20 protein-coding genes and 2 pseudogenes are annotated in these 24,912 nt (G+C 64.7%); 6 read left to right on the top strand and 16 right to left on the bottom strand.

What is annotated here, in order from left to right; translation table 11 throughout:
• Positions 1–22 precede the first annotated feature (22 nt).
• The 3 genes from boxB to EUB48_RS04940 form a co-directional block, all read right to left on the bottom strand.
• Positions 23–1,450, bottom strand: a complete 1,428-nt coding sequence (gene boxB, locus EUB48_RS04950; RefSeq protein WP_142817880.1) for a benzoyl-CoA 2,3-epoxidase subunit BoxB — start codon at positions 1,448–1,450, stop codon at positions 23–25.
• Positions 1,451–1,510: 60 nt separating this feature from the next.
• Positions 1,511–3,169, bottom strand: a complete 1,659-nt coding sequence (boxC, locus tag EUB48_RS04945) for a 2,3-epoxybenzoyl-CoA dihydrolase (RefSeq protein ID WP_142817879.1) — start codon at positions 3,167–3,169, stop codon at positions 1,511–1,513.
• A 148-nt stretch (positions 3,170–3,317) separates the two neighbouring features.
• Positions 3,318–4,241 carry a helix-turn-helix transcriptional regulator gene (locus tag EUB48_RS04940; RefSeq protein WP_142817878.1) on the bottom strand — a complete coding sequence of 308 codons (924 nt, stop codon included), beginning with the start codon at positions 4,239–4,241 and terminating at the stop codon, positions 3,318–3,320.
• A gap of 197 nt (positions 4,242–4,438) precedes the next feature.
• Here EUB48_RS04940 and EUB48_RS04935 point away from each other — a divergent pair, with 197 nt between their 5' ends.
• Both EUB48_RS04935 and EUB48_RS04930 read left to right on the top strand, forming a co-directional pair.
• Positions 4,439–6,001 (top strand): 3,4-dehydroadipyl-CoA semialdehyde dehydrogenase, encoded by a 1,563-nt coding sequence (locus EUB48_RS04935; RefSeq protein WP_142817877.1) that lies wholly within the window; start codon positions 4,439–4,441, stop codon positions 5,999–6,001.
• 33 nt (positions 6,002–6,034) lie between these two features.
• Positions 6,035–7,663 carry a benzoate-CoA ligase family protein gene (locus tag EUB48_RS04930; protein ID WP_142817876.1) on the top strand — a complete coding sequence of 543 codons (1,629 nt, stop codon included), beginning with the start codon at positions 6,035–6,037 and terminating at the stop codon, positions 7,661–7,663.
• A gap of 81 nt (positions 7,664–7,744) precedes the next feature.
• Here the strand turns inward: EUB48_RS04930 and apbC are convergent, their stop codons facing one another.
• From apbC to lon, 3 genes are all read right to left on the bottom strand, one after another.
• Positions 7,745–8,836: an iron-sulfur cluster carrier protein ApbC gene (gene apbC / locus EUB48_RS04925; protein ID WP_142817875.1), complete on the bottom strand. Its 1,092-nt coding sequence runs from the start codon at positions 8,834–8,836 to the stop codon at positions 7,745–7,747.
• Positions 8,837–8,958: 122 nt separating this feature from the next.
• Positions 8,959–9,150, bottom strand: a complete 192-nt coding sequence (locus EUB48_RS04920) for a DUF2188 domain-containing protein (RefSeq protein WP_142817874.1) — start codon at positions 9,148–9,150, stop codon at positions 8,959–8,961.
• 10 nt (positions 9,151–9,160) lie between these two features.
• Positions 9,161–11,536 (bottom strand): endopeptidase La, encoded by a 2,376-nt coding sequence (gene lon / locus EUB48_RS04915; protein ID WP_142817873.1) that lies wholly within the window; start codon positions 11,534–11,536, stop codon positions 9,161–9,163.
• Between the two features lie 286 nt (positions 11,537–11,822).
• Between lon and metG the strand changes: the two genes are divergently transcribed.
• Positions 11,823–13,904 carry a methionine--tRNA ligase gene (metG, locus tag EUB48_RS04910; RefSeq protein WP_142817872.1) on the top strand — a complete coding sequence of 694 codons (2,082 nt, stop codon included), beginning with the start codon at positions 11,823–11,825 and terminating at the stop codon, positions 13,902–13,904.
• Here metG and EUB48_RS04905 read toward each other — a convergent pair.
• From EUB48_RS04905 to EUB48_RS21615, 8 genes and pseudogenes are all read right to left on the bottom strand, one after another.
• A complete protein-coding gene (locus EUB48_RS04905) occupies positions 13,901–14,431 on the bottom strand; it encodes an NADH-quinone oxidoreductase subunit B family protein (RefSeq protein WP_142817871.1) in 531 nt (176 codons plus the stop codon). The two genes, metG and EUB48_RS04905, sit on opposite strands and share 4 nt — an antisense overlap.
• Complete coding sequence (locus EUB48_RS04900; RefSeq protein WP_142817870.1) at positions 14,431–15,981, bottom strand: hydrogenase large subunit; 1,551 nt, start codon at positions 15,979–15,981, stop codon at positions 14,431–14,433. The genes EUB48_RS04905 and EUB48_RS04900 overlap by 1 nt, the downstream gene beginning before the upstream one ends.
• Before the next feature lie 4 nt (positions 15,982–15,985).
• Positions 15,986–17,443, bottom strand: a complete 1,458-nt coding sequence (locus EUB48_RS04895; protein ID WP_142821095.1) for a hydrogenase 4 subunit F — start codon at positions 17,441–17,443, stop codon at positions 15,986–15,988.
• Positions 17,444–17,456: 13 nt separating this feature from the next.
• Positions 17,457–18,116 (bottom strand): formate hydrogenlyase, encoded by a 660-nt coding sequence (locus tag EUB48_RS04890; RefSeq protein ID WP_077560220.1) that lies wholly within the window; start codon positions 18,114–18,116, stop codon positions 17,457–17,459.
• A gap of 1 nt (position 18,117) precedes the next feature.
• Positions 18,118–19,065 carry a respiratory chain complex I subunit 1 family protein gene (locus EUB48_RS04885; protein ID WP_142817869.1) on the bottom strand — a complete coding sequence of 316 codons (948 nt, stop codon included), beginning with the start codon at positions 19,063–19,065 and terminating at the stop codon, positions 18,118–18,120.
• Between the two features lie 7 nt (positions 19,066–19,072).
• The gene (hyfB, locus tag EUB48_RS04880; RefSeq protein WP_142817868.1) at positions 19,073–21,097 is read right to left on the bottom strand and encodes a hydrogenase 4 subunit B; all 2,025 of its coding nucleotides are present in this window, start codon (positions 21,095–21,097) and stop codon (positions 19,073–19,075) included.
• 3 nt (positions 21,098–21,100) lie between these two features.
• Complete coding sequence (locus tag EUB48_RS21990; RefSeq protein ID WP_244618333.1) at positions 21,101–21,379, bottom strand: ribbon-helix-helix domain-containing protein; 279 nt, start codon at positions 21,377–21,379, stop codon at positions 21,101–21,103.
• A gap of 134 nt (positions 21,380–21,513) precedes the next feature.
• A pseudogene (locus tag EUB48_RS21615) lies at positions 21,514–21,630 on the bottom strand (fused MFS/spermidine synthase); the annotation flags it as partial.
• Positions 21,631–21,711: 81 nt separating this feature from the next.
• On the opposite strand from EUB48_RS21615, the pseudogene EUB48_RS04870 reads away from it, so the two are divergent.
• Positions 21,712–21,900 (top strand): annotated as a pseudogene (locus tag EUB48_RS04870) (DUF1275 family protein); the annotation flags it as partial.
• Between the two features lie 24 nt (positions 21,901–21,924).
• Here EUB48_RS04870 and bamE read toward each other — a convergent pair.
• Positions 21,925–22,410: an outer membrane protein assembly factor BamE domain-containing protein gene (gene bamE / locus EUB48_RS04865; RefSeq protein ID WP_142817867.1), complete on the bottom strand. Its 486-nt coding sequence runs from the start codon at positions 22,408–22,410 to the stop codon at positions 21,925–21,927.
• Between the two features lie 70 nt (positions 22,411–22,480).
• On the opposite strand from bamE, the gene EUB48_RS04860 reads away from it, so the two are divergent.
• Together EUB48_RS04860 and EUB48_RS04855 are read left to right on the top strand one after the other, a co-directional pair.
• The gene (locus EUB48_RS04860; RefSeq protein ID WP_142821094.1) at positions 22,481–22,687 is read left to right on the top strand and encodes a DUF3460 family protein; all 207 of its coding nucleotides are present in this window, start codon (positions 22,481–22,483) and stop codon (positions 22,685–22,687) included.
• Positions 22,688–22,751: 64 nt separating this feature from the next.
• Positions 22,752–23,609 carry a segregation and condensation protein A gene (locus EUB48_RS04855; RefSeq protein WP_142817866.1) on the top strand — a complete coding sequence of 286 codons (858 nt, stop codon included), beginning with the start codon at positions 22,752–22,754 and terminating at the stop codon, positions 23,607–23,609.
• Between the two features lie 54 nt (positions 23,610–23,663).
• Here the strand turns inward: EUB48_RS04855 and EUB48_RS04850 are convergent, their stop codons facing one another.
• On the bottom strand, positions 23,664–24,908 hold the full coding sequence (locus EUB48_RS04850) for an RNA polymerase sigma factor (RefSeq protein WP_142817865.1): 1,245 nt from the start codon (positions 24,906–24,908) through the stop codon (positions 23,664–23,666).
• Positions 24,909–24,912: the final 4 nt, after the last annotated feature.

Genomic DNA, 24,912 nt, shown 5'->3' with positions numbered 1-24,912 from the left:
CCCCCTGTAGGGGGGCAATCAATCAGCCGAAGCGGACGTATTCGAAGTCTACCGGCTGGCGGTTGATGCCCATCACCGGCGGCGCGATCCAGCCCGCAAACTTGCCGGGATCGACCACGCGACCCATCAGCGAGGCCACGAACGCGAAGTCGTCGGCGGAGGGCAGCCACTCGTTCTTCTTCGCGGCCCACTCCGTCTCGCTCACCACGCGGCCTTCGGGCGACATCTTGATGCCCGCGAGCGCGCCGATCTGGCGGTTGAAGGCCTTGTGCGGCACCGCCAGCCGCGTCGGAATGCCGGCCTTTTCGAGCACCCTGTTCCAGCGGCCGACACCGGCCACCGAGTCCTTGATAAAGTCGTCGCGCAGCACTTCGTTGAGCGCATTCAGCATCGGCACGTCCTTCTCGACCAACTGGCCGTTCTGCACTTCTAGCACCTTGTAGGTCTGGCCCTTGAGCACGTGGTCGTCGCCGCGCTTGCCTTCCTCGTAGCGGCCCTTCAGTCCCGAGCTGTAGAAGGTCGCGGCGTTGCTCGACTGGTCGGCACCGAACAGGTCGATGGTCACGCTGTAATGGAAATTCAGGTAGCGCTGCACCGTGCCGAGGTCGATGGCGCCGGCCGCACGAATTTTGGCCGCGTCGTCGGTCTTGAGCTCATTCATCACCTGCGCGGTACGGGCCACCACGCGCGAGACGCCGCTCTCGCCCACGAACATGTGGTGCGCTTCCTCGGTCAGCATGAACTTGGTGGTGCGCGCCAGCGGGTCGAAGGCGCTCTCGGCCAGCGCCGACAGCTGGAACTTGCCGTCGCGGTCGGTGAAGTAGGTGAACATGAAGAAGGCCAGCCAGTCGGGTGTCTGCTCGTTGAAGGCCCCCAGGATGCGCGGGTTGTTGGCATCGCCCGAGGTGCGCTGCAGCAGCGCATCGGCCTCGTCGCGGCCGTCGCGGCCGAAGTACTTGTGCAGCAGGTAGACCATGGCCCACAGATGCCGGCCTTCTTCCACATTCACCTGGAACAGGTTGCGCAGGTCATACTGGCTCGGGCAGGTCAGACCCAGGTGGCGCTGCTGCTCGACCGAAGCCGGCTCGGTGTCGCCCTGCGTCACGATGATGCGGCGCAGGTTGGCGCGGTGTTCGCCGGGCACGTCCTGCCAGGCCCTTTCGCCCGCGTGGTCACCAAAGTGGACCTTGCGCTCCGCGTCGCCCGGGTTCAGGAAGATGCCCCAGCGGTAGTCGCGCATCTTGACGTGGTCGAACTGGGCCCAGCCGTTGGGATCGACGCTGACCGCGGTGCGCAGGTAGACGTCGAAGTTGGTCGAGCCGTCCGGACCGACGTCGTCCCACCACTGGATGAAGTTGGGCTGCCACTGCTCGAGCGCACGCTGCAGGGTGCGGTCTTCGCCGAGGTTGACGTTGTTCGGGATTTTTTCGCTGTAGTTGATCGTTGACATGACGGATCTCCGGGAGTTGGTCTGTGGGTGAAAGTGGGTTCTATGAAGTTGGCCGGGGTGTCAGACGCGGTTCAGGTCGAAGGCGGCCTTTTCGCCCTTGCCGTAGACCTTGAGCGCGCCCTTTTCGCCAACCGCGTTCGGGCGGTTGAAGATCCAGTTCTGCCAGGCCGTCAGGCGCCCGAAAATGCGGGTCGCCATGTTTTCCTTCTGGCAAAAGCGCAGGTTGGCCTCCAGGCCCGTGAGGGCGTCGGGCGACATCGCGGCGCGCGACTCGATCACCATGCGGATCTCATCGGCCCAGTCGATGTCGTCCAGCGCCGCGGTCACCAGGCCCAGCGCCTCGGCCGCATCGGCGTCGAGCGCCTTGCCGGCCGCGCCGCGCGCCGCTTCCATCGGCGCCGTTTCTTCATAGAAGCGGCGCGCCAGGCGCGACTGGTCGTTGACCATGGGATAAAAGCCGAAGTTGAATTCGTTCAGCACGAGTGCCGGTGCCTTGTCGGCATCGTCCGGCAGCGTCAGCATGTAGGTGCGGTCGGCGCAAAAGGCCAGCTCGGCCAGCGTGCCGGCGAAGCAGGAGCCGGACTCGATCAGCGCAAACAGGCTGCGCGAGGACACGTCCAGCCGGGCCAGCGTGCGGCGCAGCAGACCAATCGTTTCGCGCACCAGCCAGTAGTCCTTGTGCGCCAGCATCGTCGCATCGCAGGCCAGTACGGCCTTGGCGTCGCCCGTGGTTTTGAGAATCCAGCTGCCGACGTCGAGTTCGTTGGTGCGCATGTGCAGGATGGCGTCGTCGAGTTCGCGCGCCATCTCCAGCGGCCACCAGGCGGCACCCAGGGCTTCGATGCCGGCGATGTCCGTGGGTTGTGCCGCGGCAGGAGCCTTCACGGTGAAGGTGGCAGTGCGGTTGGCACGGTCGATGGCCACGGCGACAAAACTGTAGGCCAGGGCATCGGCCGTTTTGATGCACTGCAGCGGGGTCAATGCCACGCCCTTGGCGCCGGCCGGGCGGTCGCTCTGGGCCGCCAGCTTGGCCGCGCGCTCGCTGACCACCTGCGCAAACTGCTGCGGCTTGGCAATTGCGTCGACCAGGCGCCAGTCAATCGCTTTCTGGCCGCGCACGCCTTCCGAGGTGGTGCAGAAAATATCGGCCAGGTCGTGGCGCACATGGCGCTTGTCGGTCACACGGGTCAGGCCGCCGGTGCCGGGCAGCACGCCCAGCAACGGCACTTCGGGCAGCGACACGGTGGAGGAACGGTCGTCCACCAGCACGATGTCGTCGCAGGCCAGCGCCAACTCGTAGCCACCACCGGCGCAGGCGCCATTGAGAGCGGCCACAAACTTCAGTCCGGAATGTTTGCTGGAGTCTTCGATGCCGTTGCGGGTTTCGTTGGTGAACTTGCAGAAGTTGACCTTCCACGCATGGCTGGACAGACCCAGCATGAAGATGTTGGCGCCCGAGCAGAAAATGCGGTCCTTCAGGCTGGTCACGACCACGCTGCGCACTTCGGGGTGCTCGAAGCGGATGCGGTTGAGCGCGTCGTACAGCTCGATGTCCACCCCCAGGTCGTAGGAATTGAGCTTGAGCTTGTAGCCGGGGCGAATGCCGCCGTCTTCCGCAATGTCGATGGACAAGGTCGCCACCTGGCCCTCGAAACTCAGCTTCAGGTGTTTGTACTGGGAAGGGGTGGTCTGGTAGACCACGGGCGTCATGTCGGCCATGTTTGCTCCTGCGGGAATCGTTGAAGAAGGGAGTTCAGATGAATGCACCAAGGTGCAACGAATATGAATAATAATTCATATAAAACTCAATGTCAAATGCATTTTCATGCATGTTACATTTATTCTTCTGTGTTGCGCCCCCCGGCTGTCATGGCGACAGCGCCAGGCCGCTGCGCACCTGCGTGCGCAGTGCCTCGAAACTCTCCTCCAGCGGACGCAAGCTGGTGTTGAAAGTCAGATCTGCCTTGGAATAAAAGGCCGAGCGCCCCACCAGAATCCGCTTGAGGTCTTCCATCGCCTCCCTGCTCGCCGCCATGGGCCGCAGGTCGCCCTGCGCCGCCACGCGCGCCATGTGGTCGGCCGGCGCCGCCTGCAGCCACACGGTGTAGCAGTGCGTGAGCAACAGGTTGAAGTTGGCCGCGTCCGACACCAGGCCGCCGGGCGTGGCAATCACCACTTCGGGATAGATCTGGATCGCCTCTTCCAGCGCCCTGCGCTCGTAGCGGCGATACGCATGGGCACCGTAAAGGTTGTGAATTTCGCTGATGCCGCAGCCCGCGAATTTTTCAATCTCGCGACTCAGCTCGATGAAGGCGTAGCCCAGGTCGTCGGCCAGTCGCCGGCCCAGCGTGGACTTGCCGGCGCCGCGCAGCCCGATCAACGCAATACGCGCCTTGCGGGCGGGTTCGTTGTCGCCGCCGGCACCCAATAATTCGCCCAGCATCATGCGGGCGCGCCGCAGGTCGGCCTCGCTGCGGCGCTCCAGCAGCTCGCGAATCAGCAGCCATTCGGGCGACGACGTCGTGATGTCGCCCAGCATCTCTGCCAGCGAACACTGCAGCGCCTGCGACACCTGCAGCAACACCAGAATGGAGGCGTTGCCCGTGCCGTATTCGAGGTTCGCCAGATGCCGCTCCGACACGTCCGCCGCGCGCGCCACGGCCTTGCGCGTCATGCCACGGCGCGAGCGCAAGGTGCGCACGCGCTCGCCCAGCGCGACCAGAAAAGGGCTGCGCACCTCTTCCCCGGGTGCCTCAAGCTGCGCCGCCAGTGGCAGCGCCTCAACATTCATCAAATCTGTCAAATCTGCGCCCATGAACTACAACTCCATGACGAACCATTGCAGGGAAAACCCCGGAAAATCAAATTGGCACTTGACATGCATAATAATGCATATTATTGTTGCACGCACAATAATTCATTTATACAGGGAAGTTCAGGGCTTGCAAGCCGGACTTTCAAACTTTCAACGACTGCTTGACCTCCATCATGAACACCTCCTCTCCCCTACTCCCCAACTACCTCGCCGGACGCTGGCAAACCGGCAGCGGCCCTGGTGCCCTGCTGCGTGACCCGGTGCTCGGTACCGAACTGGTCCGCGTCAGCAACGGCGGCCTGGACTTGATCGAAGGTTTTGCCTTTGCGCGCGACCAGGGCGGCCGCGCGCTGCGCGCCATGACCTACGCCGAGCGGGCCGCGATGCTGGCGGCCGCCGCCAAGGTGCTGCAGTCCCACCGCGATGCGTATTACGAGATCGCCACCGCCAACTCGGGCACCACCGCCAAGGACTCGGCCGTGGACATCGACGGCGGCCTCTTCACTCTGGGCTACTACGCCAAGCAGGGCGAGGCGCTGGGCGACGTGCGCTTCATGCTCGACGGCCCGGCCGCGCGCATGGCCAAGGACCCGACCTTCCAGTCGCAGCACATCATGGTGCCGACACATGGCGTGGCGCTGTTCATCAACGCCTTCAACTTCCCGTCCTGGGGCCTGTGGGAAAAGGCCGCGCCGGCACTGCTCTCGGGCGTGCCGGTCATTATCAAACCCGCCACCGCCACCGCGTGGCTGACCCAGCGCATGGTGCAGGACGTGATCGACGCCGGCGTGCTGCCCGCTGGCGCACTGTCGGTGGTGTGCGGCTCATCAAACGGGCTGATGGATGCGCTGCAGCCGTTCGACGTGCTCTCGTTCACGGGCTCGGCCGAGACCGCCCATGTCATTCGCAGCCACCGCGCCGTCGCCGCCCAGTCGGTGCGCGTCAACATCGAGGCCGACAGCCTGAACTCGGCCCTGCTGGCCCCCGGCACGGCCGCCGACTCGGATGTCTTCAAACTTTTGGTGAGCGAAGTGGTGCGCGAGATGACGGTCAAGGCCGGCCAGAAGTGCACCGCGATCCGCCGCATCTTCGTGCCCGCCGCGCTGTACGACGCAGCAAGCCAGGCCATCAGCGCCAAGCTCGCCGGCGTGACGGTCGGCAACCCGCGCAACGCCAGCGTGCGCATGGGCTCGCTGGTCAGCCGCGAACAACTGGACGCGGTGCAGGCCGGCCTGGCGCAGTTGCGTGCCGAGGCCGAGGTGCTGCACGACGGCGCCAGCCACACGCTGGTCGATGCCGACCCGGCCATCGCCGCCTGCGTCGGCCCGACCTTGCTGGGCACACGCCACCCCGACGCGGCGCGCGTGCTGCACGAGGTCGAGGTGTTCGGCCCGGTGGCCACGCTGATGCCGTACGCGTCGCTGGACGAGGCGCTGGCCCTGATCCGCCGCGGCCAGGGCTCGCTGGTGACCTCGGTCTATGGCGACGACCCGGCCTTCATCGCGGACGCGGCGATCGAACTGGCCTCGTCCCATGGCCGGGTGCACGCCATCTCGCCGGACGTTGCCGCACTGCATTCGGGCCACGGCAATGTGATGCCGATGTCGCTGCATGGCGGGCCGGGCCGCGCCGGCGGCGGCGAAGAACTGGGTGGCTTGCGCGCGCTCAATTTCTACCACCGCCGCAGCGCCATCCAGGCCAGCACCGCCGCGCTGAAGCGGCTCGGCGCCGCCTGAACCTGCCCCCCTAAAAATGTATCGGAAACCAGCATGAGCACATCCTCCTCCAGCCCCCAGACCCCGGCCGGCGCACCGGCCGTTGCGCCCCCCGGCGAGCGCTTCAATCTCGCCCAGCACCTGCTGACCTGCAATAGCGGGCGCGCCGCCAAACCAGCCTTCGTCGACGACCTGGGCTCGCTCAGCTTCGGCCAACTGGAGGACCGCGTGCGCCGCCTGGCTGCCGGCCTGCGCGCGCTCGGCATCAAGCGCGAGGAGCGCGTGCTGCTGCTGATGCACGACTGCAATGACTGGCCGGTGAGCTTTCTGGGCGCGCTGTACGCCGGCATGGTGCCGGTGGCGGTGAACTCGCTGCTGACGGCCGACGACTACGCCTACATGCTCGAACACTCACGCGCCCAGGCCGTGCTGGTGTCGGGCGCGCTGCTGCCGGCGCTCGTGTCGGCCATGACCCGGTCCGACCACGAGGTGCACAAGGTGATCGTGTCGCGCCCGGTCGCGCCGCTGCACCCGTCCGAGGTGGAGTTCGAGGCCTTTGTGCAGGCCCAGTCGCCGCTGGCCAGGCCCGCTGCCACCGGGCCGGACGACCCCGGCTTCTGGCTTTATTCGTCCGGCTCCACCGGCCGGCCCAAGGGCACGGTGCATTCACACGCCAACGCCTACTGGACAGCCGAGCTGTACGGCAAGGCCGTGCTGGGCCTCGCCGAGTCCGACGTCTGCTTCTCGGCCGCCAAGCTGTTCTTTGCCTACGGCCTGGGCAACGCCCTGACCTTTCCGCTGAGCGTGGGAGCCACCACGATCCTGATGGCGGAGCGGCCGACGCCCGAGGCCACCTTCAGGCGCTGGCTGGGCCAGGTGGGTGGCGTCAAGCCGACGGTGTTCTACGGCGCCCCCACCGGCTTTGCCGGCATGCTGGCCAGCCCGCAGCTGCCGGCGCGCGGCGACGTCGCGCTGCGCCTGGTGTCGTCTGCCGGCGAGGCGCTGCCGGCCGAAATCGGCGAGCGCTTCCAGCGTCACTTCGGTGTCGACATCGTGGACGGCATCGGTTCCACCGAGATGCTGCACATTTTCCTGTCGAACCGGCCCGGCAAGGTGCGCTATGGCAGCACCGGCTGGCCCGTGCCGGGCTATCAGATCGAACTGCGCGGCGAGGACGGCCTTCCCGTGCCACTGCATGCGGATGGCTCCTGCGACCCCGGCGATCTGTACATCCAGGGCCCGTCCAGCGCCATGATGTACTGGGGCAACCGCAGCAAGACGCGCGACACCTTCCAGGGCGGCTGGACCAAGAGCGGCGACAAGTACGTACGCAATGCCGACGGCAGCTACACCTATTCGGGACGCAGCGACGACATGCTCAAGGTGAGCGGCATCTATGTGTCACCGTTCGAGGTGGAGGCCACGCTGGTGCAGCACCCGGCCGTGCTGGAGGCGGCGGTGATCGGCGTCAACGACGCCGACGGTCTGACCAAGACCAAGGCCTTCGTGGTGCTGAAGGACGGCGCCCAGGCCGATGAAGCCGAGCTGAAGGCGTTCGTGAAGGAGCGGCTGGCGCCCTACAAGTACCCGCGCTTCATCGAATTCGTGGCCGAGCTGCCCAAGACCGCCACCGGCAAGATCCAGCGCTTCAAGCTGCGCGAGCAGGAGTCAAAGCGCCCCTGAGGCAGACGTCCTGAGGTGGCGCGTACTATCAAAACGATAGCTGCATACCAAATACCAGTAAGGGCTACAGCCCTGAAATGCTCAAGTATTCTTGGAAATCTTGATCGACGGGAACTTGGACGCGAAGTCCTTGTTCTTGGCCGCGATCGACACCGCCACCTGGCGCGCCACCGCCTTGTAGATGCCGGCCACCTCGCCCTCGGGATCGGCCACCACGGTGGGCTTGCCGCCATCCACCTGCAGCCGGATCTGCATGTCCAGCGGCAGTGCGCCCAGGTAGGCCATGCCGTAGTCGGCCGCCATCTTCTTGCCGCCGCCTTCGCCAAAGATGTGCTCGACATGGCCGCAATTGCTGCACACGTGCACCGCCATGTTTTCCACGACGCCGAGGATCGGCACGCCGACTTTCTCGAACATCTTGATGCCTTTTTTGGCGTCTAACAGCGCGATGTCCTGCGGCGTGGTGACGATCACGGCGCCCGTCATGGGCACGCGCTGGGACAGCGTGAGCTGGATGTCGCCGGTGCCGGGCGGCAGATCGACGATCAGGTAGTCCAGGCCCTTCCAGTTGGTCTGGCGCAGCAACTGCTCCAGCGCCTGCGTGGCCATCGGGCCGCGCCAGATCATGGCCTCGTCCTGGTTTACCAGGAAACCGATCGACATGACCTGCACGCCGTAGTTCTCCATCGGCTCCATGGTCTTGCCGTCTTCGCTCTCGGGGCGGCCTTCGATGCCCATCATCATCGGAATGCTGGGGCCGTAGATATCGGCGTCGAGCAGGCCCACGCTGGCGCCCTCGGCCGCCAGCGCCAGCGCCAGGTTCACAGCCGTGGTGCTCTTGCCCACGCCGCCCTTGCCCGACGCCACCGCGACGATGTTCTTCACGTTGGGCAGCAGTTGCACGCCGCGCTGCACCGCGTGCGCCTCGACCTTCACCGTCATGTTGACCGAGACATTCTGCACTCCGGCCACACCCTTGGCGGCGGCAATCAAGGCCCGGCGCATGTCCGGAATCTGGCTCTTGGCCGGATAGCCCAGTTCCACGTCGAACGACACGTCATCGCCGCTGACCTGCAGATTTTTCAGCACTTTGGTACTGATGAAATCCTTGCCGGTGTTGGGGTCGAGCACCTCTTGCAGCGTAGTCAAAATCGCCTGTTGTTCTATTGCCATCTGGGAAATCTCCGAATTGAATCTATGAGGGGGATATCGACGCCCCCAAGGCCGCCATTGCAGGCCGGGCGGGCCTGGGTTTGAGAAGAAGTTTAAGCCAACTGATCAAGCCGCCTGGCCGATCAATCGGCGCCGGCAAGCGGGTCAGGGTGGCGCCGGGCCCATTCCTTGGCTTTCGCGATGGCAATACGGATGGCCCGCCCTTCCTCCATGCCCTCGCCGAGCAGCGCATTGGCAATCTCTATCGCCTTGAGGCGCGTGAACTCCGGCAGGTGCCGCATCGACACCGGATAGCGCTGCATCGTCCAGGGCATGGCACGGCTCTCACACCAGCACGAAGCCATCGCCCGACCTGGCGCTATCGCCCAGCGCCGCACGAATGGCGTCATCGACATGATCCAGCCAGACAAAGGTCAGCGCCTGGCGCGTGGACTCGGGCACGTCGCGCAAATCCTTCTCGTTGCGGCGCGGTAGCAGCACGGTGCGCACGCCGGCACGCTGGGCGGCCAGCACCTTTTCCTTGATGCCGCCCACCGGCAGCACCAGGCCGCGCAGGCTGATCTCGCCGGTCATCGCCATGTCATGGTGCACCGCGTGGTCGGTAAACAGCGAGGCCAGCGCAATGAACATGGCCACCCCGGCGCTCGGCCCGTCCTTCGGAATCGCACCGGCCGGCACATGCACATGAATATCGATGCCTTCGAACCTTTCCGCCGGAATGCGCAGGGTGCTGGCCAGCGATTTCACCAGCGTCAGCGCGGCCTGGGCGCTTTCCTTCATCACATCGCCGAGCTGGCCGGTCAGGATCAGCCGGCCGCTGCCCGCCATGCGGCTCGCCTCGATGAACAGGATATCGCCGCCCACCGGCGTCCAGGCCAACCCGGTGGCCACGCCCGGCACGCTGCTGCGCAGAGCGGTTTCATGCTCGAACTTCGCCGGCCCAAGAATCGCATCCAGATCACCCGCATCGACGCGCACCTGCGCTTTCGAGCCATCCGCGATCTGCACGGCAGCGTGGCGCATGACGCGGCCGATCTCGCGCTCGAGCTGGCGCACGCCGGCCTCCCGGGTGTAGTCGGCCACCACGGCCCGCAAGGCCTCGGGGGTCAGCTCACACTGGTCGGCCTGCAGGCCATTGGCCTCGCGCTGGCGCCGCACCAGGTAGCGCTGGGCGATCTGCAGCTTTTCCTCCTGGGTGTAGCCCGGCAGCTCGATCACCTCCATGCGATCGCGCATCGGCGCGGGCACATGGTCGATCACATTGGCCGTCGCCACGAACACCACACGGCTCAGGTCAAACGGCACGCCCAGGTAGCTATCCCGGAACGTGGCGTTCTGCTCCGGGTCCAGCACCTCCAGCAAGGCCGCCGAAGGGTCACCGTGGGCACTGGGCGACAACTTGTCGACCTCATCGAGCATCATCACGCAGTGGCGCGCGCCGGCCTTGCGCAGGCTTTGCACGATCATGCCCGGCATGGCGCCGATATAGGTGCGGCGGTGACCGCGAATCTCGGCCTCGTCATGCACACCGCCCAGCGACACGCGCACAAACGGTCGCCCCAGCGCATGCGCGATGCTCTGGCCCAGCGAGGTCTTGCCCACCCCCGGCGGCCCGACAAAGCAAAGGATCGGCGCGCGTCCCTGCGGATTGAGCTTTTGCACGGCCAGGTACTCCACGATGCGCTGCTTGATACGCTCCAGCCCATAGTGATCGGCTTCGAGGATGCGGCGCGCTTCGGCCAGATCGATCGGACTGGCGGCCGGCACGGTCCACGGCAACTCGGTCATCCACTCCAGGTAGGTCCGCAGCATCGAGTACTCGCTGGACGCATCAGGCATCCGTTGCAGGCGTGCCATTTCCTTGCGCGCCTGGGCTTCCACCTCGGCCGGCATGCCCGCCTTCGTGATCAGCTCGCCGAGCTGGGCCGCGTCCTCGCTGCTGCCGTCTTCCTCGCCCAGTTCCTTCTGGATGGCCTTGAGTTGCGCGCGCAGCATGTATTTACGCTGTGTATCGTCGATCTGCTCCTTGGTGCGCGCGCCTATTTCCTGCGACAGCCGCAGTACCTCGATGCGGTGTGACAGCATCTGCAGCAGCTTTTGCAGCCGCTCTTCGGGGCTGGCCATTTCCAGCAGCATCTGCTTGTCGCTGGCCTCGCTGTCCAGCAGGCTCGCCACGACGTCTGCCAGGTGTGACGGTGACTTCACCGCTTGCAGCGTCTGCGCCAACTCGGCCGGCGCCCCCGGCAGCAGCGAGAGAATCTCGGCCGCCCGCTCGCGCAGCTGCAGGCCCAGCGCTTCGGCCTGCATGGAAACCTCGGCCGGCTCCTGGATGAACTGCACGCGGGCCGCCAAAAACGGATAGCCCGGCACCAGCGCCTCAATGCGAAAACGCCCCACGCCCTGGCACAGGGCATGGCGCAACTGCCCGTCCGAATCCACGTACTGCACCACCTTGGCCGTAGTCCCGACATCGAACAAGGCCTCACGCCCTGGTTCGTCGACCTGCTCGTCGCGCTGCAACACGATGCCCAGCATGGCACCGGTATTTTTTGCGTGCTGGAGCGCCGCGACCGATGGAGGACGGCCGACGCTGATAGGCACCAGGGCGTGCGGAAACAGCACGACATTGCGCATCGGCACCAAGGCAATCACGCCTTCGGGAAGTGCGGGCAACTGGGCGTCCTTGTTTTCAATGTCCATGAATGTTCACCAAATGATGCAAGCGTCCCGGAGTCCTGGCCATCGCACCCTGCGAGCCGCAAACTCGTTTCAGTATAAATTTGCAGGCCGCTTGCCGATACGGGCCAGTCAAGGCCTTGTTGATATGGGTCAAACGTGGGTGAAAACCGGCACTGCGGGTCGCTATGGGGCGGGATTGCCCCTTGCGGACGGCGCCCGGCGCCTGAAGGCACGGGATTCGGCATCCGGCGAAAAGCGGCCGGCCGCGCGCCTTAAAATCGCAGGTTAGCCTCGCCAAAGCCACACAATGTCCCAGCGCCGATTGTTCGTCACCACCGCCCTGCCGTACGCCAACGGCAATTTCCACATTGGCCATATCATGGAATACATCCAGGCCGACATCTGGGTGCGTTACCAGCGAATGCAGGGCGCCGAGGTGAATTTTGTGGGGGCCGACGACGCCCACGGCGCGCCGATCATGATTGCGGCGCAGAAGGCCGGCAAGACGCCGCAGCAGTTCGTGGCCGACATTGCCGCGGGCCGCAAACCCTACCTGGACGGCTTTCACATCGCCTTCGACAACTGGCATTCGACCGACGGGCCGGAAAACCACGCGCTGGCGCAGCAGATTTACCGCGACCTCAAGAAGGCCGGGCTGATCGCTACCCGCATCGTCGAGCAGTTCTTCGACCCCGAGAAGAACATGTTCCTGCCAGACCGCTTCATCAAGGGCGAGTGCCCGAATTGCCACGCCAAGGACCAGTACGGCGACAACTGCGAAGTGTGCGGCGCGGTCTATGCGCCGACCGATCTGATCAACCCCTATTCGGCGCTGTCGGGCGCCAAGCCGGTACTCAAAAGCTCCGAGCACTTCTTCTTCCAACTGTCCGACCCGCGCTGCGTGGCCTTTCTGGAGCAATGGACGCAGGACGGCAAGCTGCAGCCCGAGGTGGCCAACAAGGTCAAGGAATGGTTTTCCGTGCGCACCAACCCCGACGGCAGTACCAGCGAAGGCCTGGGCGACTGGGACATCAGCCGCGACGCGCCCTACTTCGGCATCGAGATTCCCGATGCGCCGGGCAAGTATTTCTACGTCTGGCTGGACGCGCCGATCGGCTACCTGGCCTCGCTGAAGAATCTGCTGGACAAGCGCGGCCAGAGCTATGACGACTACATGGCCGACCCGCTGCTTGAGCAGTACCACTTCATCGGCAAGGACATCGTCACCTTCCACACCCTGTTCTGGCCGGCCATGCTGCACTTCAGCGGGCGCAAGACGCCCGACAACATCTTTGTGCACGGCTTTCTGACCGTGAACAACGGCGAGAAAATGAGCAAGAGCCGCGGCACCGGGCTGGACCCGCTCAAGTACCTGAGCCTGGGCATGAACCCCGAGTGGCTGCGCTATTACCTGGCGGCCAAGCTGAACGGGCGCAACGAGGACATCGATTTCAATGCCGACGACTTCATGGCGCGCGTGAACAGCGACCTGGTCGGCAAATACATCAACATCGCCAGCCGCGCGGCCGGCTTCATCGCCAAACGCTTTGGCGGCAGGCTCGGCGCCATCGCGCCGGATGGAGAAGGCCTGCTCGACCTTCTTCGCGTGCAGAGCGAGGCCATCGCCAGCCTGTTCGAGAACCGCGACTACGCCCGGGCGCTGCGCGAGACCATGCTGCTGGCAGATCGCGTGAATGAATACGTGGACGCGAACAAGCCCTGGGAGCTAGCCCGGCAGGAGGGCATGGACGCGCGCCTGCAAGACGTGTGCACCACCTGTATCGAGGCCTTTCGCCTGCTCACGATTTACCTCAAGCCGGTGCTGCCCGCGCTGGCCACCAGCGTGGAGGCCTTCCTGCACATCGCGCCGCTGTCGTTTGCCGACGCAAACCGGTCGCTGGGCGCCGGCCATGTGATTGGCGACTACAAACATCTGATGCAGCGCGTCGATATCAAACAGCTTGAGGCACTGTTTGAAGTGCCCGCCCTTGCGGAGCCTGCGCAACCAGCTACTGAATCGATAGCACCCGGCGGCGAGAGCATCGCACCCACCATAGCCATCGATGACTTCGCAAAGATTGACCTGCGCATCGCCAAAATCGTCCACTGCGAAGCGGTGCCGGGCTCGACCAAGCTGCTGCGCCTGACGCTGGATGTCGGCGAAGACAAGACCCGCAACGTCTTCAGTGGCATCGCGAGCGCCTACCAGCCCGAAGACCTGATCGGCCAGTTCACCGTCATGGTGGCGAATCTGGCGCCGCGCAAGATGAAGTTCGGCGTCAGCGAAGGCATGGTGCTGGCCGCCAGCCATGCCGACGAGAAAGCCCAGCCCGGCATTTACGTGCTGCACCCCTGGCCGGGCGCCGAGCCCGGCATGCGCGTGCGCTAGCGCTTGCCGGCCCTGGACTGCCGTTGCCGCACGACGCTGAGAATGCCGCGCAGAATTTCGATGGGCGGCGGCGGGCAACCGGGCACCGCCACATCGACCGGAATCACGTTCGCCACCCTGCCACGGCTGGCATAGCTCTCGCCAAAGATACCGCCGGTGCAGCCACAGTCGCCGACCGCGATCACCAGCTTCGGGGCCGGCGTGGCGTCATAGGTACGCCGTAGCGCCTCTTCCATGTGGCGCGATACCGGCCCGGTCACCAGCAGCATGTCGGCATGGCGCGGGCTGGCAACGAGCTTGATGCCCAGCCCCTCGATGTTGTAGTAGGGGTTGTGGAGTGCGTTGATCTCCAGCTCACAGCCGTTGCAGGACCCGGCATCGACCACCCGGATGGTCAGCGCCTGGCCGAGGATGTCGAGTATGTCCCGGTGCATGCGCTCGATGATGACGTGATCGCTGTCGTCAACGCCGGGCGCCGGCTCGGTGACGATGCCGGTGCGGACAATTTGTTTGAGGATGTGCCACATCAGAGATCGTGTCCGGAATAACTCAGGTTGAAGGATTTATTGATGAGCGGAAAGTCTGCGACGATATTGCCCATGATGGCATGCTCAAGCGCTGGCCAGTTCTGCCACGAAGGGTCATGGCAGTGGCAACGCACGATGCGCTCATCGGCCCCGACCTCCAGCGCCACCAGGACTTCGCCGCGCCAGCCTTCCACCCAGCCCATGCCGAATGCGGGAACGCCAGTAGCCGAGAGTTCGGTGCGCGTGGCGCCCTGCGGCAATCCTGTGCAGATGCTTCGAATCAGGCGCAGCGATTCCAGCGTTTCATCAAAACGCACGGCGACGCGGGCAGCGACATCGCCCTGATGCTGCGCCGCCATGGCCACCTTGAGACCATCGTAGGGGGCCCAGGCATGGTCGCAGCGCAGGTCAAATGCCTGCGCACTGGCGCGGCCAGCCAGGCCCGTCAAACCCAGCTGTGCCGCGCGTTCCGGCGTGACGGTCCCGGCAGCAAGAAAACGATCTTGCAGGCCGGCATGTTCGTCATATGCAATCCGCAAGGTTTTCACTTCCTGTTCGATCGCATCGCACTGTTGCGCGATTCGAATCAGCTGCGGCGGCGCCGGATCGGTGGCCGTGCCACCCGGCACCACCGCGTCCATCATGAAGCGATGTCCGAAGACCTCTCGGGACAGCCGATGCCAGTCTTCGCGCAGACGCGAGAACTGGGACAGACCGAAACCCAGTGCCGCATCGTTGGCGATCCCGCCCAGGTCGCCGAGGTGGTTCGCCACGCGCTCGCGCTCCAGCATCAGCGCGCGCAGCCAGGTCGCCCGGGCAGGGGTCTCGCAGCGCCACGCGGATTCGAGCGCCATGCAGTAGGCCCAGGCGTAGGCCACCGTCGAGTCACCCGACACGCGGCCGGCGAGCCGGCAGGCGTCCTGTGGCGCCAGATCGGTGAAGCGCCGTTCGATCCCCTTGTGCGCATAGCCCAGGTGCGCTTCCAGCCGGAGCACCTTCTCGCCGACCACCGAAAAGCGCCAGTGACCGGGCTCGATGATGCCGGCATGCACCGGCCCAACGGCTATCTCGTGCACCCCATCGCCTTCGACGCGCACAAAGGGATAGTCGGCGGGCAGCGCGCCTGCATCGACGGTCAGTGGCCGGCCCTCGTTTGGCGTTGACAACGGTGCAGGCGGCCACAGGCCATGGTCCAGCCAGGGGCGGGTGTCATGGCTGCCCTCGGCATGCAGACCCAGCAAGTCAGCCATGGCGCGCTGCATCCGCCCCGCACACGGGAACGCAGCCGCCAGATCCGGAAAACTCCGTGCCGCATCGCCCAGCGGCAATTCAACCCAGACCAGCCCCTCAGTCGTGGCATAGGCTGCACAAGCCACCATGGCGCGCCCCGCCGTGCGGCGGTCAACACCCCAGACCGAGACCAGCCGCCCGCCCGCGTCGGCGATGCTGCGCGCCACCTTGCTCCAGGCGGCGTGATGTACCACCGCGTGCCAGATCGGCAACGGTGCCTGCAGGCGCCGCAGATCGAGCTGAAGATCCGACAATGCCATACGGCTAGTTTCCCAACATGGCCGCCGCCTGGCGATACCACGCGTTCAGATAGGGCGGGATGTACAGGCCCAGCATCAGTCCAAGCCCCAGGTGCACGAACACCGGAACCAGCGCCGGCGGATGCGCCAGCGGTTTGACGTTGGTGTCGCCGAACACCATCGGCTGGACGCGACTGAAAATCGATGCGAACGCGACACCGAGCGCGATCAGCAGGAACGGTGTTGCCCAGGGTTGTTCGCGCATCGTGGTCGTGACAATCAGGAACTCGCTGGCAAAAACACCGAATGGCGGCATGCCCAGGATGGCCAGCGAGCCGAGCATCAAGCCCCAGCCAACCGTCGGGCTGACCTTGAGCAGGCCGCGAATGTTTTCCATGATCTGGGTGCCAGCCTTCTGCGCCGCATGTCCGACGGCAAAAAAGATGGCGGACTTGATCAGCGAATGTACCGTCATGTGCAGTAATCCGGCGAAGTTGGCAATCGGTCCGCCCAAGCCGAAGGCAAAGGTCATCAACCCCATGTGCTCAATGGACGAATAGGCGAACATGCGCTTGACGTCCTTCTGCCGGACCAGGAAGAACACCGCCGCCACCACCGACAGCAGGCCGAAGCCCATCATCAACCGGCCGGTCAGATGATTGTCGTGTAGCGCGCCATCGGTCAGAACCTTGCAGCGCAGGATCGCATAGAGCGCAACGTTGAGCAACAAGCCGGACAGCACAGCGGAGACCGGCGTTGGCCCCTCGGCGTGCGCATCGGGCAACCAGTTGTGCAGCGGCACCAGACCGACTTTGGTGCCGTAACCGATGAACAGGAAGGCAAAAGCCAGGGTGATGATATTCGGGTTGAGTTGGCCCTTGACCGCGTCGAGGCTGGTCCACAACAGCGCTCCTCCTTCAGGGCCGATGACCTTTTCGGCTGCCATGTAAAGCAGCACCGTGCCGAACAGCGCCTGGGCAATACCCACGCCGCACAGGATGAAGTATTTCCACGCGGCCTCCAGACTGGCCGCCGTGCGGTACACGCTGACGAGCAGCACGGTGGTCAGCGTGGCGGCCTCCATCGCGACCCAGATGATGCCCATGTTGTTGGTCGTCAGTGCCAGCAGCATCGTGAAGCTGAACATCTGGTACATGCTGTGGTACAGGCGCATGCGCGGCGGCGTCATCTTGCCATGGTCGCGCTCCACCTGCATATAGGGCCGCGAGAATATCGAGGTGGTCAAGCCGACGAACGCCGTCAGCGCCACCAGGAAAACGTTCAGGGGGTCAATGTAGAACTCCTGGTTCCACACCAGCATCGGGCCCCCTTGGATGATCTGTGCCGTCAGTACGCAGGCTGCGACGAAGGTGCCCAGACTGAAGGCAACATTGACGTCGCGTGCGTTGTCGCGATGGCCGACCAGTGCCAGCACCAGGCCACCGGCGAGCGGAGTGCCGAGCAGGAAGGCCAGCGCGTTCAACTCGAAGTTCAACTCAATCTTCCTTCAGTTTTTCAAGATGCCGGATATCCAGGCTGTCGAACTGCTCGCGAATCTGGAACATGAACACCCCCAGGATGACTACGCCGATCAGCACGTCCAGCGCGATGCCAAGTTCGACCACCATGGGCATACCGTAGGTGGCGGAGGTAGCCGCAAAGAACAGGCCGTTCTCCATCGCCAGGAAGCCGATGACCTGCGGCACCGCTTTGGCGCGCGTGATCATCATCAGAAACGACAGCAGCACGCAAGCCAGCGCAATGCCAAGCGTGCCGCTGGCCAGCGCCGACGACAGCTGCGAAATTGGCAGCGCGAGGTTGAAGGCAAAAATCACCACCCCGATGCCGATCAGCAGGGTCGTCGGGATGTTGATCAGCGTCTCGACGTCCCAACGGATGTCGAGACGGTCAATGATCCGGTGCAGCAGGTAGGGAATCAACAGCACCTTGAGCAACAAGGTCAGGCCGGCCGACAGATACAAGTGGGGCTGATGCGTTGCATAGCCGACCACGGCGGTGACCAGCGCCAGCGTGGCGCCCTGCATCGTGAACAGATTGATCAGCGAGAGGATGCGGCGCTGCGAGATCATCGCGAACGCGAGCATCAGCAGCACGGCGCCGAGCAGGTTGACAAACTGGGTCAGCAGGACGCTCATCTCAATGGTTCAGGAGTAGTTCCACCAGCATGCCGATCACCGCCAGCAGGAAGGCGGTGCCGAGGAATTCCGGCACGCGGAAAATGCGCATCTTGGCGCTCAGTGTCTCCAGCAAAGCCAGCAGGAAGCCGCCGATGGCGAGCTTGAACACCAGCGCGGGCAGTGCCAATAGCATGGTCACAGGCGCCTGGGCGCCAGCGACACCCCAGGGGAAGAACAGTGCCAGGCCAATGCACGAATAGGCGAACAGCTTCAGGCTGGCGGCCCACTCGAGCAGCGCCAGATGGCGACCCGAGTACTCCAGGATCAGTGCCTCATGGATCATCGTCAGCTCGAGATGGGTGGCCGGGTTGTCGACCGGCACGCGAGCGTTCTCCGCCAGCGACACCATCGTAAAGGCGACACCTGCGAAGGCCAGCCCGGGATAGATGGTGAGCTCGCGGTGAACCAGCGTCTCGACAATGGTGGTGAGGGAGGTTGACTGGGAGATCAGCGAGGCAGAAAACAGCACCATCAACAGTGCCGGTTCTGCCAGGAAGCCAATCAGCATCTCGCGGCGCGCACCCATGCTGCCGAAGACGGTGCCGATGTCCATGGCGGCCAGCGAGATAAACACGCGTGCCAAGGCGAACAGCCCGACCAGCGCAATCGCGTCAGCTGCTGGCGCCAAAGGCAGGTCAGTGGACAACGTGGGGATGATGGCGCAAGCCAGGACCATACAGCCGAACATCACGTAAGGCGCGGCGCGAAACAACCGCGACGCGTGGTCGGCCACCACGGATTCCTTGTTGAACAATTTGTGCAGCATCCGATACGGTTGCCACAACGCGGGCGCCGACTTGTTCTGCAGCCAGGCGTGACACTGGTTGACCCAGCCGGTCAGCAGCGGCGCCAGCGCAACCGCTATCACGATCTCGATCAATTGCGACAGGAATCCGGTGAAGCTCACGCCAGCCTCATTGCATTACCAACAGTAACGTGGCAACCAGGGTCACGAAGCTGTAGAGCAGGTAGACGGAGATGCGGCCTTGCTGCATCGTGGCGAACAGGCGTGCGAGGTAGTTGGTCAGATCAACAATTGGCACGTAGAGCCAGTACCAGAAGTGGTCCTCGATCGTGACGCGGTAGCGCGGCTGCTCGTCGAGGGAGGTCGGCAGCTCACGCCGCATCCGGAAGAAGGGGTCGAAGATTTGGCGGATCGGCTGGCCGAAGCCCTCGGCCGTGTCCTGCATGCGCGCAGTAGCCCACGGGAAACCGCAAGCCCAGGGCAGGCCGCGGCGCAGTCGCCCGTGATAGAACATGCGCACGAGCAGGTAAGCGAGCGCAAAACTCGCCAGGATGCCGAGCAGAAAAATCACCGGACCGTAGCTTGCCTGCGCCAGACTATTCGGCGCCAGCAGCCAGCCGCTGGCTGCCGCCCCGGCACCGAGACCCGACGCGACGAGTTGCTGCGTCACCGGGTCGATCAGTTGAATGAACTGTACTGGCAGGAGGCCAAGGGCCACGCAGCCGAGCACCAGCCAGACCATGCCTGCGCGCTCCCAGCTGCCGGCATCACGGGCATGAGCGAGTTTGTCCTCGCGCGGCTGGCCGAGGAAGATCACGCCGAAGAACTTGACCATCGTATAGCCAGCCAGTGCCGCCACCAGGGCGATCAGTGCGGCCACCACCGGGATGAGCATCGTCAGCAGAGGCACCGGCAGCCCGGGTGTGAACAGGAAGCTCTGCAACAGCAGCCACTCCGACACGAAACCACTGAGCGGCGGCAGGCCGGCACTGGCCAGTACGCCGAGCAGCATGAGCCAGCCGACCCAGGGCATGGTCCTGATCAGGCCCCCGAGCTTGCCAAGATTTCTCTCCGAGGTTGCGTGCAGCACGCTGCCGGTGCCGAGGAAGAGCAGGCTCTTGAAGCAGGCGTGGCTGGCAACATGATAGAGCGTGGCCGTCAGGGCCAGTGCGGCCATTGGTTTCATGCCGTAGCCCGAGAAAATAAGCGTCAGGCCCATGCCGACGAACACCAGCCCCATGTTCTCGATCGACGAATAGGCCAGCAGTCGCTTCATGTCGGTCTGCACGGCGGCAAACACCACGCCGACCATTGCGGTGGCCAGGCCAATGGCCAGCAGCAGCCCACCCCACCACCACAAATGCAGGTGCAGCAGATCCAGCGACACGCGCAACAGGCCATAGATGGCGGTGTTCAGCATGACACCGCTCATCATCGCCGAGACGGGAGACGGCGCGGCCGGGTGCGCCTCGGGCAACCACACGTGCAGTGGCACGATGCCGGCCTTGGCACCGAAGCCGAACACCGCCAGCAGGAAACCGACCGATGCCCAGAACGGCGTCAGCGCCTGGGCCCGCATGTTGCCGAACGTGTAGTCGCCGGTGTTGGCCTGCAGCACACCGAAGCACAGCAAGACCCCGAGCGCCCCGATATGCGCCATCACGACATACAGGTAGCCGGCGCTGCGCACCTCCGGGATGCGGTGGTTTGCCGTCACCAGGAAGAACGACGACAGCGCCATGGTCTCCCACATGACCATGAACGAGTAGGCGTCGTCGGCCAGCACAACCCCTGCCATGCTGGCCAGGAAGACGTGATACTCCAGACACAGCAGGCCCGGCGGCGTGCCCTCACCCTTACGGAAGTAGCCCGACGCAAAGGCAGAAATGCCGGCCCCCGCGCCACCGATCACCATCAGGAAGTAGGCGGAAAGGTTGTCCAGCCGCAGATGGAATGGCAACCCGGGCAGACCGATGGGGAGAACAGCAACCTCGGGTGTGCCGGGCAGCGCGCTCAGTGCGAGCCCAAAGAGTGCCAACCCGAGCAGCCCGCCGACCGGAAAGAGCAGCTGGGCTACCAGGGCGAATCGACGCAGCGCGAACACCCCGGCGACGCCTACAAGCAGCCACGCCAGCATTACCGCGAGCATCCAGTCGAGGCGCAGCCATTGCGTCAGAGGGGCCCAACTGCTCACAACTCAGCCACCTGTGAGCCCCGTATGCCGTTTGCCAGGAACCGGGGCACCGTGCTTCGAAGGCGGCTTCGTCCGAGGCGGAGCGACATCGTCGGCGGGTGGGGACTCGTTCGCGATCAACCCACTGCCCACGTACTGGACCCCGTGCTGGGCCAAGTAGTCGCGAATAAGCTGGCGCACCACCTGCGACGGCGTCAAGTCCTGCTGAGCACAAAGACGCTCGAACGCCACCTTCTTGTTCGGATCAATGAGCAGCGTTAGCCGTGCAGTCTTGAGTTCCATGGGACCTCATTATGACAATACAATTACCATATGCAGCACATTGTAAGTGAATGCAGTGTGATTCACGAGAGCCTGACGCCGCGGGTCATTCAACGCCAGAGTGATCAGCGAAAACAATTGCTATTACCCATCTCGCAGAATTTGACCAGTGACTCGCCACCCAAGCCGATCATCTCAATGCTGTCCGGCTGCGGATTGAATAACAGGAAGCCCATCATCGTGCGCGTGTATTCCAAGTCCAGCACATGCGGATATGCGGGACAGGGTTCTTGCGCTGAATGCCCTTCGACTGGCTCAGGACGAACGGTGCCGTCATGAACGTGATGGTCATCGTGTTCGTGCCGCTCACGGTCATGCTGCTGCGCTTCATGATGGGACTGCAGAACGCGGTCCACACCAAGATCTCCAAGGCCGAGATCCGCACCACCCACATCACCGACCTGGGCATCGAGCTGGGCAAGCTGCTGTATGTAAATCGCAGCGACACGCACGCCCCGGTGCTGGATGATTTGCGGCAGCGCTGGTAGCGGGGGGCTGATGGGCGCTCAGTTCGGGCCACCCCGGTTCTCGGTGGCCTCCGGATCAGGCACGGAGCCTGTTCGTAGCACCCTGAAATCCGGATCGAACGTGACCGTGAACACCATCGCGGTGTTGGGTGGCTGCAGGTAGCGCCAGTCGTAGTCCACTTCGTGCTTCAGGTCGTAGGGCGTGATTTTTGCCGGCTTGCCGAGCATCTTGCGCACGTCTTGCATCATCATGCCGGGCTGCACCCGGGCAAAATTCTCGGGCGTCAGCACCTGGCGCAACGCGCTCATCTTGCCATCAACGCCGATCGTGATCATGTAATTCTTCCGCCCGGCGGGCTGGCGGTCATATTCGAGAATGCGTCCGCCTGCGGGGACGTCCCAGATCTTTTCGGGCTCGCCAAAGCGGGCGCGCACGTCGGCCTCGGTGGACACACCTTCCTCCAGTTCGCTGATGCGCTGCTGATCGCAGCCGAGCAGGCCCAGCAGCACTGACAGCAGTCCCATGATGGAGATTCCCTTCAGTATTCTGTTCGCCATGCTCACCCCGGTAAAATCACCCAAAGAGGCCCAGTCTATGCACATCTTCCGTCGTCCCGATTACCAGTCCGAAATCACCCAGTTCATTGAGCAGCTGAAGGCCGAAAAACCCAACCTGGAAGCGCGCCAGCTGGCCGGGCGCGCGCTCCTGTGGGACAAAAACGTAGACCGCAGCGCGTGGGCCGAGTACCGTCAGGCCCAGGTGCCGCAAAAACCCTATGTTTACCTGACCGACAACGGATGAGCATCAAATCAGCCTGTAGCCCATATGGGCCATTCGCTGATAGCTACTTATCTGATAGCACCCAATGACCTCCTCCCTTGACGCCGCCGAGCTTGCGCCGGCCGTCGCCGCCCAGTTGGCCGCCATGCCGCAAGTCATCGACCAGGTCGCGCTGGCCCGGCTCTACGGCGAGCCGCTGTTTGCGATGCCGCAGGATTTGTACATCCCGCCGGACGCGCTGGAAGTGTTCCTGGAGGCGTTCGAGGGCCCGCTGGACCTGCTGCTGTACCTGATCCGCAAGCAGAATTTCAACATTCTCGACATTCCGATGGCGGGCCTGACGCGCCAGTACCTGACCTATGTGGACGAGATCCGCGGCCGCAACCTGGAGCTGGCGGCCGAGTACCTGCTGATGGCGGCGATGCTGATCGAGATCAAGTCGCGCATGCTGCTGCCGCCCAAGAAGGTGGCGGAAGGCCAGGAGCCCGAAGACCCGCGCGCCGAGCTGGTGCGCCGCCTGCTCGAGTACGAGCAGATGAAGCTGGCGGCGGCCGCGCTCAATGCCATGCCGCAGTTCGGCCGGGACTTCCTCAAGGCCGAGGTCTACATCGAGCAGTCGCTGCAGCCGCGTTTTCCGGACGTCAACGTGGTCGATTTGCAGGACGCCTGGCGCGACATCATGAAGCGCGCAAAACTAGTGCAGCACCACAAGATCAGCCGCGAGGAGCTGTCGGTGCGCGAGCACATGAGCATCGTGCTGCGCCAGCTGCAGGGCCGCAAGTTCATGGAGTTCGAAAACCTGTTCGACCCCGCCAAGGGCGCGCCCGTGCTGGTGGTGACCTTCGTCGCGCTGCTCGAACTGGCCAAGGAAATGCTGATCGAGGTCACGCAGGCCGAGGCGTTCGCGCCGATTTACGTGCGCCTGGCCTATTCGCCGACCTGAAACACCGCGCCGGCCCTGCTGGCGCCAAGCGCCATCTTTTATGGCGACAAGCTGCTAACCACCCAGAGCAGCCGCGCGGCGCTGCAGAAAGCGTCGCACAGCCGGATCGCGCTCCAGGCCGATCGCGCGCTGGTAAGCGGCAAGCGCAGGCTCATGCGCGCCGCTGCGCGCCAGCAATTCGGCGCGCGCAGCCCAGTAGGGTTGGTAGTCGGCCAGACGCGCATCGCCGGCCAGCGCATCCAGCGCCCTCAGGCCCGCATCGGGCCCTTGAGTCTCCGCCAGCGCCACCGCCCGGTTCAGCGCAGCCACGGGCGAGCCCGTCAAAGCATGCAGCGCTTCGTAGAGCTGCACGATGGCAGTCCATTGCGCGCCGCCGGTGCGTCGCCGCGCACAATGAGCCGATTGCACGGCGGCTTCGAGCTGATAGCGGCCGGGCGCCCCCAAGCGGCTGGCTCGCCGCAGCAGCGCCTCGGCCTCGTCGATCATGGTGCCGTCCCAGCGCGCACTGTCCTGCAGGGCCAGCGGCACGTACTCGCCCTGGGCATCGCGCCGCGCGGCGCGGCGCGCATGCGCGTGCAGCATCAGCGCGAGCAGCCCCAGCGCTTCGGGCTGTTCGGGCAGCAGCGCCGCCACCAGCCGACCCAGCCAGATGGCCTCCCCGGCCAGGTTGCGGCGACGCGGATCGGCGCCCTCGGCGTCAGCCCAGCCTTCCGCGTAGGCGGCATAGATCGCCTCCAGCACCGCATCCAGCCGCTCGGGCAGGTGCGCACGCTCCGGCACCTGCAAGCCAATACCGGCCTGCCGGATCTTGGCCTTGGCCCGCACCAGGCGCTGGCCCATGGTGGCAGGCGCAACCAGAAAGGCCGAGGCCATCGTGGCCGCGTCGAAGCCCAGCACCGTCTGCAGCATCAGCGGGGCGCGGGTCGCCGGCTCGATGCCGGGGTGCGCGCAGGCGAACAGCAACTCCAGCCGCCGATCCGGCAGGCTCGTCTCAGCCGTCTCGGGCTCGGCCAATTCGGCCAGCCACCCGAAGTAGCCGGCGGCGGCCTCGTCGTGCCGGCGCAGCCGGGCCGCGTCGACCATCTTGTGCCGCGCCACGGTCAGCAGCCACGCCTCGGGATTGTCCGGCACCCCGCGCGCCGGCCATTGGGCCAGCGCCGCGGCAAAGGCCTCCGAGAGCGCGTCCTCGGCGCCGGCCACGTCGCGCGTGCGCGCGGCCAGGAAGGCGACGAGCTTGCCGTAGCTGCGGCGCGCCGCGTCCTCGGCCGCGCGGGATGCTTCGAGCCGGTCCTGCGGCACCGCG

This window comes from Rhodoferax sediminis (assembly GCF_006970865.1).
Lineage (GTDB): Bacteria > Pseudomonadota > Gammaproteobacteria > Burkholderiales > Burkholderiaceae_C > Rhodoferax_A > Rhodoferax_A sediminis.
Note: the sequence above shows the minus strand (reverse complement) of the source record. Positions and strands in the feature narration are given on the sequence as shown.

Coding starts and splice junctions, on each gene's coding strand:
- boxB (WP_142817880.1), bottom strand. CDS start 1,450: ATGTCAACGATCAACTACAGCGAAAAAATCCCGAACAACGTCAACCTC.
- boxC (WP_142817879.1), bottom strand. CDS start 3,169: ATGGCCGACATGACGCCCGTGGTCTACCAGACCACCCCTTCCCAGTAC.
- EUB48_RS04940 (WP_142817878.1), bottom strand. CDS start 4,241: ATGAATGTTGAGGCGCTGCCACTGGCGGCGCAGCTTGAGGCACCCGGG.
- EUB48_RS04935 (WP_142817877.1), top strand. CDS start 4,439: ATGAACACCTCCTCTCCCCTACTCCCCAACTACCTCGCCGGACGCTGG.
- EUB48_RS04930 (WP_142817876.1), top strand. CDS start 6,035: ATGAGCACATCCTCCTCCAGCCCCCAGACCCCGGCCGGCGCACCGGCC.
- apbC (WP_142817875.1), bottom strand. CDS start 8,836: ATGGCAATAGAACAACAGGCGATTTTGACTACGCTGCAAGAGGTGCTC.
- EUB48_RS04920 (WP_142817874.1), bottom strand. CDS start 9,150: ATGCCCTGGACGATGCAGCGCTATCCGGTGTCGATGCGGCACCTGCCG.
- lon (WP_142817873.1), bottom strand. CDS start 11,536: ATGGACATTGAAAACAAGGACGCCCAGTTGCCCGCACTTCCCGAAGGC.
- metG (WP_142817872.1), top strand. CDS start 11,823: ATGTCCCAGCGCCGATTGTTCGTCACCACCGCCCTGCCGTACGCCAAC.
- EUB48_RS04905 (WP_142817871.1), bottom strand. CDS start 14,431: ATGTGGCACATCCTCAAACAAATTGTCCGCACCGGCATCGTCACCGAG.
- EUB48_RS04900 (WP_142817870.1), bottom strand. CDS start 15,981: ATGGCATTGTCGGATCTTCAGCTCGATCTGCGGCGCCTGCAGGCACCG.
- EUB48_RS04890 (WP_077560220.1), bottom strand. CDS start 18,116: ATGAGCGTCCTGCTGACCCAGTTTGTCAACCTGCTCGGCGCCGTGCTG.
- EUB48_RS21990 (WP_244618333.1), bottom strand. CDS start 21,379: ATGGAACTCAAGACTGCACGGCTAACGCTGCTCATTGATCCGAACAAG.
- bamE (WP_142817867.1), bottom strand. CDS start 22,410: ATGGGACTGCTGTCAGTGCTGCTGGGCCTGCTCGGCTGCGATCAGCAG.
- EUB48_RS04860 (WP_142821094.1), top strand. CDS start 22,481: ATGCACATCTTCCGTCGTCCCGATTACCAGTCCGAAATCACCCAGTTC.
- EUB48_RS04855 (WP_142817866.1), top strand. CDS start 22,752: ATGACCTCCTCCCTTGACGCCGCCGAGCTTGCGCCGGCCGTCGCCGCC.